Raw genomic sequence first — 11,788 nt, forward strand, 5'->3', positions numbered from 1 at the left:
TGATCCGGATGTCGGCAAGGAGATTGCTTGATTAATCCTCACCGGGGTGCTTTTCTCTCCCCGTGCTACAAATAGTTTTCAACGAAATCAGTGCTGCGGAGATCTCACGCCTGGACACCCTTGAGCAGTTGGAGCTGCTCGATGCCTTCAAGGTCACCGAATCCGACCTTGTTGACATGGATGATGCGCAGTCTGAAAAAAGCTTCGGTAAGATGATCCGTGACGGGAAAACGCTCTATCGTTTCCGGACCGATGACTACCGGATCTATTTTGAGGTGGCCGAGCATTCGGTCATCGTCCACCGTGTCCTCAATAAAAACACGTTTTCGGATTTTCTGTTTCGATCCAAGATGCCCGTCTCGGAGGATGAACAACTGGCGGAATCCAAATATTTCTGGAAACTCATTGATGAAGGCAGGAACGCGCGCCGGATGTGATCCTGGAATACGCCGGCTCCAGGGGGGGACAGTTCGTGATTTTATGACTTTCAGTGGCTCTCGGGTCATGCTAAAAGTAACAGCATCATGACTAAGTGGATTGTGCATTCTGTTATCTTTCTTGCGGTTGCAGGTATTTTGTTTGCCGTGTTTACCAATAACGAGGCAGATCCGGATGCCAATGCCGTGGCCCAGCTTCCTGCCCTTCTTTTAGCCGGTATTTACTTGGGGGTCCTCTTTGTGATTTACGTCCTTCCCGCCGTTACCCACAAGGCAACCAGCGCGGTTCTTGATTCGAACGAGCTGGTCGAGACCGACCCCCTACACGGTGCCCGCGCTGCCTACGCCCGGGGCGATTACGAAGAAGCGATTGAAGTTTACCGCAGTGTCGCCGACGATGATCCTTACAATCGACTCCCATGGGTGGAAATTGCCAAAATCCAGCACGACAACCTCGAGGAGCCGGCGACAGCGCTCAACACACTACGGACGGCCTTGGAAAGCCACGAATGGCCGGTCAACGACGCCGCCTATTTCATGGGCCGCCTTGCAGAAATCTATCTTGATGATATGGACGACCGTGACTCCTGCGTCACGATTCTCAACCAGATGATCGAGCTGTTCCCTGAAACCCGGCACGCAGCCAATGCCACGCACAGACTCAGGGAAATGGGTGAAATGTAGTCGAGTCCGCACAATATCAGGGACGCGTGAAGGGGTAAAAGATATCCTTGCACCGGAATCAAGCCATACTAACATGGCCCGTCGTGTGTACTCCCACCCCATTGGCTCGATTTCTCTCGTTGTTTCCCCTATGGTCAATGTTGCTAGGGGTTGTCGCGGGTGTCTGGGTGGCGGATCACCACGGCACCACCGCATGGCTTTTGGGAGCAGTATGCGGCGGCATTGCCTCCCTTGTTTTCAGGAAAAAGGCCGTTACCTTCATCGTTCTCGGGACCCTGTTAGGGCACGGAATCCACGGGCTGCAGATTGATCTTCAAAGGTCATGGGTGAATGCTGCACGGTCAGGCGCACTCGCCAACCGGGTTCAACTAACAGGAACCATTATCGACACCGGCTCATCGCAAGACGGCCCTTACCTCGTTCAGGTTCACCGGATGGATGGCGAATCCGATACGCCCCCACCACTCCAGGTGAAAGGTGCCCGCGTGATCCTGACACCAGCCATCAAAAATAAACGCCCCCTCAAGTATGGCGACATGATCCAGTGCTCCGGAATACTCAGGGAGGTAGGCCCGATGCGCAACCCGTATGGCTTTGATCGAGCCCAGTGGTTTCACCGTCAGGGGGCGGATCTCACGATCACCCCCAGCTCCGCCGTCGTCGTGCAGGGGGTAAGCTGGTTTCGTCGTCCCGTCAGGACCACCGCCGACTGGAGGGTTCATTTACGTCAAAAAATGACCTCAGGACTTGCCCCTGACTCACGAGAAGCCCAGCTGATCAGAGCCGTCGTGTTAGGTGAGCGCCCGCCCCAACCATCGGGCATGATCGATGACTTCAGGAACAGTGGAACCCTGCATGTCTTTGCCGTCAGTGGTTTGCACGTCGGTATGGTGGGCACCATCATCGGCAGCCTGCTCTGGCTCCTCCGCGTGCCACGCTGGGTGTTGATCACCGGCATTATTCTCAGTATGACACTTTATGCTGGTATCACGGGCCTCCGGCCACCCGCCGTCCGCGCGGTCATTATGGCCTCTGTTTTCCTGGCAGGATTCCTGATCCGGCGACGGCCTTCGTTAATCAACAGCCTGGCCGCCAGCGCGGTCGTCGTTTTACTCTGGGACGGACACCAACTTTTCACACCGGGGTTCCAGCTTTCCTATGGCGTGCTGCTGACGCTTGCCCTGGCATCCGCGTTCTGGATGCGCGTGCTCAGGCCGATGGCCGAAATCGATCCCTTCATGCCGCGCCTGCTGCTCACCCCATGGCAGGAGCGGATTCTCAACTGGAGGAAATGGCTTCGGAACTCACTCTCCGTATCACTGGCCGCATGGATGGGCTCGGCTCCATTGATGTGGGTCCATTTCGGCATCATCACCCCCATCGCCATCATCGCCGGCATCCCGCTGATGTTGTTGGTTTTCGTGATCCTGGCCCTCGCCATGCTCAGCATCGCAGCAGGATCAGTCTGGGCACCCGCAGGCGAAACCGTAAACCAGGTAAACGCCCTCATGGCCAAAGCCACCTACAGCATCGCGGGAACATTCGCCGACACGCCAGGTGGGCATTGGCACCGCCAACCATCACGTCCGGAAAAAGGACGCGTTATCGTGTTTGATATACCCTATGGTGGCGGCGCAAACCTGATCGATATCGGCGGCGGCATTCTATTGGATTGCGGACGGTCAGATCATTTTTACCGTCATGTCCTCCCCACCCTGAGTGCCTTGAGGTCAAACCCGGATTCCCTCATTGTTAGCCACGCCGATTCGAAACACAGCGGCGGCATGCCACATTGCCTGGATCTCTTTCATCCCAAACAGGCGCTCATCCCACGCACCGACCAGCTCAGCAAAAGCTACCGCCATTTCCTGACCCGGGCAGAAGCCTCTGGCTGTCGACTCGTCATCCCGCACAGCGGGCAGTTTTTACCTATCAAACCGGATGTTGACCTGGAAATACTGCACGCTCCTGTCGAGCTGGAAGGCAAAGGCCGGGCAGACGATACCGGACTCGTTATCAGGCTGCATTGGTACGGCTGGAAAATCCTATTCACAGGTGACGCCGGGTTTATCACAGAAACCCGACTCCTTGAGTCCGGGCAGGATCTCAGTGCCGATGTTATCATCACCGGTAGAAACCGGGACGACTTCACGGGGCGGGAGGACTTCTACCGGGCTGTAGGCCCCAAGGCCGTTATCTCAAGCAACTGCGACTTCCCCGCCGAAGAAATCATTCCGCAGAGCTGGTTTGAGATGACCCGCAAGCTCAGGATCACCCCCCTCGATCAACAGCAGACCGGTGCCGTCACTCTGACAATCGACCATGGCAAGCTCGTGCTCACACCGACACTCACCCCTGACGAACCCGTCATCATCACACGCTGATTGCCACTATTCGTTGGACAAACTACCAAGAAACAAGCAATTTTCTGCCCGCCCAACAACCCACTCCCACGAGCCATCGTCAGAAAAAACTTCAGCCTCCTGCTCGCCCTGCGGTATTTAAACCCGCTGCGCACCCACGTCTCCGTCATCACCCTCATCTCGCTGGCAGGTGTCGCCATCGGTGTGATGGTTCTTGTGGTCGTGCTTTCCGTCTTCGGGGGGTTCGAGCAACTCGTCAAAGACCGCGTCCTCAGCTACACCCCACATATCAACGTCGAGCGGGTCGCACCATGGCCGGATCCCGGTGAAGCCCCGGACTACAACGCCGAGGAGGAATGGCGGTCTGTGGAAAAATCCATGGCATCCCTCGATGGCGTGGAAAGCGCCTACGCCCTGGTCAACGACTGGGTTCTTCTCGACCGGTCCGGTGCAGTGGCTCCAGCGTCGATGCAGGCGATCGATACCACCAACGAGTCGCAGCTCCAATCCCTCCAGAAACTCATCAAGCCCGGAGACGGCAGTGCGGATATGGGTCTCGGTGAACTGGCCGTCATTTCATCCCTCACTGCGGAACGTTTCGGGATTACCGTCGGCGAAATCATCCAGATCCACACCAACCGTAACCTCAAACAAATCCAACCCGTGCTCGAACGTATCGGCGAGCCTCCCTTCCATGAAACCAACGCTGATATCCTGACCCAGATCAAGGCCGACATGCAAAGCTGCGCCACGGCCCATGGAGCCAAGGAAACCGTCCCTATTTCCGAACTCCAAAACCTCTATTACAACCAGCTCAAACCGCTGATGGACTACAATATCCGCAATGCGGAAAAAGAGATCATCGAGGATGTGCTGATCCATCTCGAACAAGGGGAGCGCAGCACTCCGGCTCCCGACAACAGCGGGGTTTACACCTTCGACGCCGGCCACATGGCAAAAGCAATAGAGAAGCTGGATGCACTGCAACACACCGACAGCAAGGAAAGCGACATTCAGGATATCAAACACATGAAGACGGTTGTGCTCCCCAAGGACCTCACCGTGATTGGCATCTACCAAGCGACCCGCCACGCCGCCAGCCCGGATGTTTTTGTCCCTCTTCCCGTCGGCCAGGATCTCACCGGCCTGGGTGCGGGAGTCCGGGGCATCGCTCTCCGCCTCAACGATCCTTACAAGGCTGCCGAGGTATTAAATAAATCCATCCTCCCTAACATTCCGGACGATGGAGCCTGGGACGCCCGCACCTGGATGCAGGATCACCAGCAGCAGTTTTCGCTGATCAAGACCCAACGCCATTTGCTATCCATCTCGCTATCCTTCATTATGCTGGTATCCGCCTTTTCGATCATGGCGGTCATGTTTACAGTCACCATCCAGAAGAAACGGGAAATCGGCGTTATGAAGGCACTCGGCGCCACCCCGTTCCAGCTGGTGAGGGTGTTCCTCTACCAAGGGGTCATCATCGGATTGATAGGTGGCCTAATTGGCCTGGGTCTCGGCTATCTGGCTATTATCAAAAGACAAGCCATCCTGGATATGTTCGCCTCATGGGGCTTCGACCCCTTTCCCGCCGAATTCAATGGCTTCGAGGAACTCCCCGCCATCATCAACCCAACGGAGTTTCTGGTGGTCTTTCTGGCAGCCTTTGCCATGTGCGTTGTGGCCACCCTCGTTCCCGCCTTCGCAGCATCCCGCAGCGATGCGGCGAAATCCCTGCGAAATATGTGAGCCTCCCTCACGTATTATCCTGCATATGATACGAAGCAGCGGCTCGGGCCACCACCCTCCAGCCACTCCTATTCAGCACTCAACAGCCCTATGATCTTACGATTCATCACCAGAGGACTCTCCATCCTCCTGCTTGCATACCTGGCACCCGACACCGCCCAGGCGAAGTTCTCGCGCGCGCCCTACGTCCAGCTTGCAACGGAAAACTCGATCTTCATCGTCTGGCGCACCCAGACACCGGCGGATCCAGTCATCCGCTACGGCAGCTCCCGGGAACAACTCGATCACGTTTGTCCCAGGGACCAAATTGTCACCCGCAGGACGGAGAAGGACCGCAATGGCCTCACCAGCCCGCCTCTCCATAGCGCTCCCGACGGCACTTACCAGTTTGAGGCCAAAGTCACCGGTCTCTCACCAGACACCCGTTACTATTACGCCGTTTATGATGGCGATACCCGCCTCACCCCCGACGATGGCACCTACAGCTTCCGCACCCATCCGGTGCGTGGCGCCAAGCGTGACATCTACTTCTGGGCGGTCGGCGATTCTGGTCGTGGCAACCAAATGCAACGCGATGTCCACAAGGCGATGCTCGACTTCAATAAAAAGCACAAGCTCACTCTCGATATGTACCTCCACGTCGGTGACATGGCCTACGGCAGCGGCAAAGACCCCGAGTTCCAGGCGAACTTTTTTCAGATCTACGAGCCCACCCTCCGCAACACCGTCTGTTGGCCCGCCATGGGGAACCACGAGGGGTTTTCGTCCCAGGGGAAAACCGGCGTCGGCCCCTACTACGATGCCTACATCACCCCCACCCAGGCCGAGGCAGGGGGCGTCCCGTCCGGAAAAGAAGCGTACTACTCGTTCGACTACGGTCGCACCCACTTCATCGTGCTTAATTCACATGACCTCGACCGCGCACCGACCGCGACCATGGCCCAGTGGCTCCGTGAGGATCTCGCTAAAACCCCGCCTGAGAAAACCGACTGGTTGATCGCCTACTGGCACCACCCTCCCTACACCAAAGGCAGCCATGACAGTGACAAGGAAAATCAGCTCATCGAAATGCGCCAGCACATCATGCCCATCCTCGAGTCATCGGGCGTCGATCTCGTCCTAACAGGCCACTCACACATCTACGAGCGCTCCATGCTCATCGATGGCGCCTACGACACCCCCACAACGGCAGAAAACCACGTACTCGACGATGGTGACGGAGACACCAAAGGCGACGGGGCTTACCAAAAAAGCCCGGGCCTGAAACCTAACCAGGGTACCGTCCAGGTCGTCACCGGCCACGGTGGCACCGGCCTCCACAGGCTCGGATATTCACCCGTCATGAAACGGAGCATCCTGCAAAATGGATCCACTCTCGTCCACATCAGCGGCAACACCCTCAGCGCCACCATGCTCAACTACCGTGGCGAGGTTGTTGATTCCTTTCAAATCGAGAAAAAACAAGCCGTCACCCCCACCCGCATCGCCAATCCATGGCAACCCGGCAAACCCGTCGAAGGTGATTATCTCATCCCCAAAAAAGCAGATTGGCGCTACCTGGCCGGCAGATTCCCCGCCAATAACTGGATGGCTCCGCAGTTTGACGACTCCTCCTGGAAACTCGGCAAAGCCGGATTCGGATACGGTGACGCGGACGACACCACCGTGCTCGACATGCGGAACAAATACAGCAGCGTCTATATCCGCCGCAACTTTGACCTCAAAGACCCCAGGGACGCCAACAAGCTCTGGTTGGGTATCAGCTACGACGATGCCTTCATCCTCTACATCAACGGCAAAGAAGCCATCCGCAACGGTGTCAAGATGGGCCGCGGGAAAAACGCCAGAAACATCGCCCAACACGAAGCCGAACGAACCTTCGATATGTTTGATCTCAGCCCATACGCAAATCTGATCAATGTCGGTAACAACACCATCGCCATCGAAGGCCACAATCACGCCAAGACAAGCTCCGACTTCACCCTCCACCCCACCCTCATCCTCCAAAAAAAATAGGTCAAGTTTGCAACTTACCGACAACCCAGGCCACGCGCAACCCCAGCAGCTCAACATTCAGCCTCCTCAATGCCCCTCCCTCGCTACATTCTCCTGACACTCACTCTAACCATCTCCATGGTTACAGCTCACGAGAGCCCGGAACACAACATCCAGCAACTCACTGCCCACATCGAGTCAGACAGGACGCCAGCTCTCCTTTTCCAACGCGCCATCGCCTACCGCGCCCTCGGGAGGTTGGAAAATGCCACAAGCGACCTGGTGGAGGCCATTACCCTCGCCCCGGACAACCTCGGCTACCAGCTTGAACTCTGCCGTACCCAGCTGGCCCAGTCACATTTGGACAAAGCGCTCAATACCGCCAACCACGCGCTCCATCTCGCTGACACCGCCAGCCAACGCGCGGCCTGCCACATGCTTCGTGCCGAAACCTATCACCGTAGCAACCGACCCAAACCCTCGCTGCAAGCGTGCCAGCTTGCCTTCCGCGAAATACCCGAGGGGGAAATCGAATGGTATCTCATGCGCTCGGCAAACCAACTCATCCTCGGTAAACACAAACAACGCATCGCCGACCTGAAAGCCGGCCATACCCACCACCATAGCGCCGTTCTGAAAGAGCACTGGATTGATGCCATCATCGACTCCTCCGATTTCAAAACCGCCCTCCCCCTGGTTGAATCCGAGTTGTCCGACCGGCGTTGGAAGTCGTCCTGGCTGATCAAACGCGCGCGCGCGCTCCAAGGCCTCCAGCGTGACGCGGAGGCCTCCGCCGATCTCCACGCCGCTCTTGCGGAAATCAATGCCAGACTCATCCCCTCACGGCCCGATCCCCTCCTGCTCGCCGACCAAGGGCTCGTCCACGTCCTCCTCGGCGACCATGCATCCGCGCAAGTCTCCCTCAAGAAGCTCCTTCAAATCAACGCCCCCGCGTGGCTCACTGCCCGTTTGGAAGCTGTTATTATCAAGAAATGACGACCACCAAACTTGAGCCTTGCTTCTTACCCCCCGATTCTTAACCCTGCGCCTATGCGCGATATCGTTTATTTTGACCTCGAAACCCAACGTAGCTTTGGCGACGTGGGAGGTTCGGCAAACAAAGATAAAATGGGCATTTCAGTCGGCGTCGCCTACTCGACCCGCACCGGGCAATACCACATTTTCGGCGAGGACCAGACCGATGAGCTGGTCAGCATGCTTACCCGGGCCGACCTCGTGGTCGGATACAACCACATGTATTTTGACTATCCCGTCCTACAAGGCTACACGATCCTCGACCTCGCAGACAGCACCATCAACCTCGACATGCTGATCGAGGTGGAAAAAATCCTTGGTCACAGGCTCAAACTCGATTCCCTCGCCGAGGCATCACTCGGTTTCGGAAAATCCGGCGACGGTCTCGACGCGCTGCGCTGGTGGCAGGAATACAAAAAGACCGGCAACCCGGAGCCGATGATGAATATTGCCAGATACTGCTGCTTCGATGTCAAGGTCACCAAATGTGTGCACGAATACGGCATCAAAAACGGACACCTTAAATACAAAGACCGCAATGGCAACGACACCCAGTTTGAAGTCGACTGGTCGTGAAGGAGCTACCCCCTCCCTCCTTCCTTCAGCCTATGCGGGTTCAAGCCTGGTAAGAAACCCGGACCGTCCCGACAGCCTGTTCCAATGCCTCCGCACATGCTGGAAGCGTTGCGGCCTCCGCCAGCACGTAGCCCTTGGAGTCACCGCTTCCGATACGCTCTCCCACGACGTCACCTGCGCAGAGTTTGCAACTTGCATGTACCACTCCAGGTATCGCCAATGCCTCATCCAGGCCGTTGACCCGTGAAACCACGCCCGGCTCCGGATGGAGCAACCACATCCCGGCAAAACGTTTGTGGCTCCGGGGCATGCGCGGGGTTTCTGCCACGGCAAGCCGGAGCAACGCTTCCCAAGGATCAAAGTCATACGCGCGTGCCATCAAATCCATGATGTATCCACCCGGAGGACGGGCCGCAATCTCTCCAAAAACAGGACCATCCCCCCCTAAAAACACCTCCATGTGGCTGATCCCGTCACCAAGCCCCAGGGCATGGTGCACTTTTTCCGCTAGACTGTCTACCTGCCGGGCATCCTCCCCGGGGAGGTCGTTAGGCACAATATTCGCCCACCTGGGTTTGAGGTAATTGGTTAGATTGCGGAAAATGGTTACATCGTTCGCCCGGTATGTTTCAACACTCAACTCCGTCCCCCGGACAAATCCCTCAACCAACAAACCAGGCTTGAGTCGACTCGCCAATTCATCCTGGTCATGGCAAATCCAGACACCCCGACCACCCGAGCTGATGGGCATTTTCAACACCACTGGCAATCCTAATAGATCTATCAGCTCCGCTGCAGAAGTTTGTTCACCCGCTTCCACCCAGGGAGCGCATGGAAGACCTGCCGCCGCAATCGCTTTTTTCATCACCAGTTTATCGTGACAACGCATTGCCACTTCCGGCGCAATGCCCGGTAGACGGAAGTATTGGCGGATTGCCGCCGCCGCCACCACAGAGCCCGTGGTTACAGCCGCGACCCCTATCGGAGGCCTGCCATGCCCCTCTGGAAACATCTCCCGCACACGCTCAAGCGCCCAATCCGCCGCACCTCCAAAGGCGAGGCGGGACTGCTCAATACGCGACTTCACATCGATCACTACCGGCTCGTATCCACAACGCCTCGCTGCCACAATCGCGCCTTTCCGTCTACCGACTAAAACAATGCGATCTTGAACCAGACGACTCGTGTCCATAACAATAAGTTACTAACAGAAAGATGCGTTGATGACCAGAAAAATACTTATCCCATCGGGTGAAACGAATCTACCCCCCAGCCCAATCAATGGACTCCAGATGCCGGACCAGTACTTCCGCCGATTTGAATTTACGGGCAATCAATGTTTTTTTCAGTCCACAGCAAATATCCCGGACCCATTGAGGATGCCTTGCATAATACCTCGCTCCTCCTATCGCATCGTAAAATACCCGGATCATACAACAGATGTCATGCTGTTGGTTGCTACGGCTTGACTTTCCCCAGTTAAACAGATCTAACAGTTTCAGATTATAACTGACCCCCAAACTCTGCACGATGATGTTGTCGCTATGAAGATCCCCGTGATACTCACCCAGGTTGTGCATGTTTTCCACGCCTTTTGCCAGGGCATGAAGCAAATGCAGTCCCTGAAACAACGCTAACCGGCCGCCCCGGTACCGGGACAGATGCCGGGTCAGCAATTCCCCTTCCACGTATTCCGATACAAATAGGGTCAGAACCTCACCGTCATGTTCAATTTTTTCACAACTATGATATCCAATCATCACCGGACACTTCCTCAGCCTGTGTAGTCTTTGGGCATAGGCAATGGCTGACTTGTTTTGCAAATTACGCTGGGGGTAGAATATTTTTGCCGCCCGCTCAACCTGGGTGACCACCTCTTTGATCTTATAGACTTCACCTTCCCATCCTCGCCCAAGCATGGATACGACCTCATACTTATCAGCAAGTATGCTGCTTACTTCCAATGCAAACCTAGAAACCATCACGGGTAATATCTGGGTAATCCCAATCAGAAAAATGGATGATTCATGCAACAATCACACGTGCCAATTCCTCAACGGCAGGTGTGTACTTCAACTCTCTCACAGAAAGATATGGTGACTCTCCCCGGAAATAGGAATTCAAGCCCGACCTGACATCATCACCAAGATGCGACAACAGGGGTTGCTCCACATGATTAAAATTCAGTAGGGCACGTCGGATTTTCCGGTCCCACTCCCGATAATACGTATCAACATCACTCCCCCTAACAACACCACGGCAGTTCGTGCAACCACATGAAACTTCCATATCGTATTCCAGGTTGAAAAGTCCGTAGTCGTCTGTGATTTCATCACCTTCAAGAATATCATGGATGGCGATCTCAAACCCCCACCCTGTACTCATGGTATTACATTCACAGCGGTGATTGACATACTTTGCAAAATCCCAACTCAACACACGGGCCCCTCTTGGGTCGATAAATGAATATTTATCCACCATCGACTTGCATTCCGCATTGAGCTCTGAAAACGCATCGGGTAACACCCTCAACTCGAGGGCATCCTGAGCGTAAATGACTGTCCCGCGCGGTATGTATTTCGTAGCGAACACACCGTAACCAATTACTGCGTCAACGAGCCGAAGCTCGGTCGATGGATGAATCATCTGAATTTGTTTGATAATATTTTTTCAGTCATTTCTGCCGCCGTAGAGGTGTGGACACCAGCCCACCGGATTTAACTCTATAAGATGATATCTTTGTTGTTTATCTTCTCCCGTGAGGCACAACTTTGACCTGAATGCAGCACTAGATTCTACCAACCCCAATAGTCAATCAAATTTCTCGGACTGCCAAAAATTTGCGAAATGGTGATCCCCGTCATTTTTCATATAATTTCTCTGTTCTCAAGCTGCAAACCGTCTTTATATTCGACCCCAGCAGCACGTGTAAAGCCAGAATAATCCAGA

At 55.3% G+C, this 11,788-nt stretch carries 10 protein-coding genes; 7 read left to right on the plus strand and 3 right to left on the minus strand.

Annotated elements, in window-relative coordinates; genetic code table 11:
* The first annotated feature begins 62 nt into the window (after nt 1–62).
* The 7 genes from H7A51_18610 to H7A51_18640 all read left to right on the plus strand — a co-directional run bounded on the left by H7A51_18610 (nt 63) and on the right by H7A51_18640 (nt 8,839).
* Complete coding sequence (locus tag H7A51_18610; protein MCP5538230.1) at nt 63–437, plus strand: hypothetical protein; 375 nt, start codon at nt 63–65, stop codon at nt 435–437.
* A gap of 87 nt (nt 438–524) precedes the next feature.
* Nucleotides 525–1,121: a tetratricopeptide repeat protein gene (locus tag H7A51_18615; protein ID MCP5538231.1), complete on the plus strand. Its 597-nt coding sequence runs from the start codon at nt 525–527 to the stop codon at nt 1,119–1,121.
* Nucleotides 1,122–1,258: 137 nt separating this feature from the next.
* The gene (locus tag H7A51_18620; GenBank protein ID MCP5538232.1) at nt 1,259–3,505 is read left to right on the plus strand and encodes a ComEC/Rec2 family competence protein; all 2,247 of its coding nucleotides are present in this window, start codon (nt 1,259–1,261) and stop codon (nt 3,503–3,505) included.
* Nucleotides 3,506–5,233, plus strand: a complete 1,728-nt coding sequence (locus H7A51_18625) for an ABC transporter permease (GenBank protein ID MCP5538233.1) — start codon at nt 3,506–3,508, stop codon at nt 5,231–5,233.
* Nucleotides 5,234–5,323: 90 nt separating this feature from the next.
* Nucleotides 5,324–7,249 (plus strand): metallophosphoesterase family protein, encoded by a 1,926-nt coding sequence (locus H7A51_18630; GenBank protein MCP5538234.1) that lies wholly within the window; start codon nt 5,324–5,326, stop codon nt 7,247–7,249.
* Nucleotides 7,250–7,318: 69 nt separating this feature from the next.
* Nucleotides 7,319–8,224 (plus strand): hypothetical protein, encoded by a 906-nt coding sequence (locus H7A51_18635; protein ID MCP5538235.1) that lies wholly within the window; start codon nt 7,319–7,321, stop codon nt 8,222–8,224.
* Nucleotides 8,225–8,278: 54 nt separating this feature from the next.
* A complete protein-coding gene (locus H7A51_18640; GenBank protein ID MCP5538236.1) occupies nt 8,279–8,839 on the plus strand; it encodes a ribonuclease H-like domain-containing protein in 561 nt (186 codons plus the stop codon).
* A gap of 40 nt (nt 8,840–8,879) precedes the next feature.
* On the opposite strand, the gene H7A51_18645 is transcribed toward H7A51_18640, so the two are convergent.
* From H7A51_18645 to H7A51_18655, 3 genes are all read right to left on the minus strand, one after another.
* On the minus strand, nt 8,880–10,031 hold the full coding sequence (locus H7A51_18645) for an ATP-grasp domain-containing protein (GenBank protein MCP5538237.1): 1,152 nt from the start codon (nt 10,029–10,031) through the stop codon (nt 8,880–8,882).
* A gap of 70 nt (nt 10,032–10,101) precedes the next feature.
* Nucleotides 10,102–10,821, minus strand: coding sequence for a protein kinase (locus H7A51_18650; GenBank protein ID MCP5538238.1), 720 nt, complete (start codon nt 10,819–10,821; stop codon nt 10,102–10,104).
* 43 nt (nt 10,822–10,864) lie between these two features.
* Nucleotides 10,865–11,485: an SET domain-containing protein gene (locus H7A51_18655; protein ID MCP5538239.1), complete on the minus strand. Its 621-nt coding sequence runs from the start codon at nt 11,483–11,485 to the stop codon at nt 10,865–10,867.
* Nucleotides 11,486–11,788: the final 303 nt, after the last annotated feature.

The sequence above is a fragment of the Akkermansiaceae bacterium genome (genome assembly GCA_024233115.1).
Classification (GTDB): domain Bacteria; phylum Verrucomicrobiota; class Verrucomicrobiia; order Verrucomicrobiales; family Akkermansiaceae; genus Oceaniferula.

Bases quoted from the DNA above. Each gene is read 5' to 3' on its own strand.
- H7A51_18615 (MCP5538231.1), top strand. From the start codon at position 525: ATGACTAAGTGGATTGTGCATTCTGTTATCTTTCTTGCGGTTGCAGGT.
- H7A51_18620 (MCP5538232.1), top strand. From the start codon at position 1,259: ATGTTGCTAGGGGTTGTCGCGGGTGTCTGGGTGGCGGATCACCACGGC.
- H7A51_18630 (MCP5538234.1), top strand. From the start codon at position 5,324: ATGATCTTACGATTCATCACCAGAGGACTCTCCATCCTCCTGCTTGCA.
- H7A51_18635 (MCP5538235.1), top strand. From the start codon at position 7,319: ATGCCCCTCCCTCGCTACATTCTCCTGACACTCACTCTAACCATCTCC.
- H7A51_18640 (MCP5538236.1), top strand. From the start codon at position 8,279: ATGCGCGATATCGTTTATTTTGACCTCGAAACCCAACGTAGCTTTGGC.
- H7A51_18645 (MCP5538237.1), bottom strand. From the start codon at position 10,031: ATGGACACGAGTCGTCTGGTTCAAGATCGCATTGTTTTAGTCGGTAGA.
- H7A51_18650 (MCP5538238.1), bottom strand. From the start codon at position 10,821: ATGGTTTCTAGGTTTGCATTGGAAGTAAGCAGCATACTTGCTGATAAG.
- H7A51_18655 (MCP5538239.1), bottom strand. From the start codon at position 11,485: ATGATTCATCCATCGACCGAGCTTCGGCTCGTTGACGCAGTAATTGGT.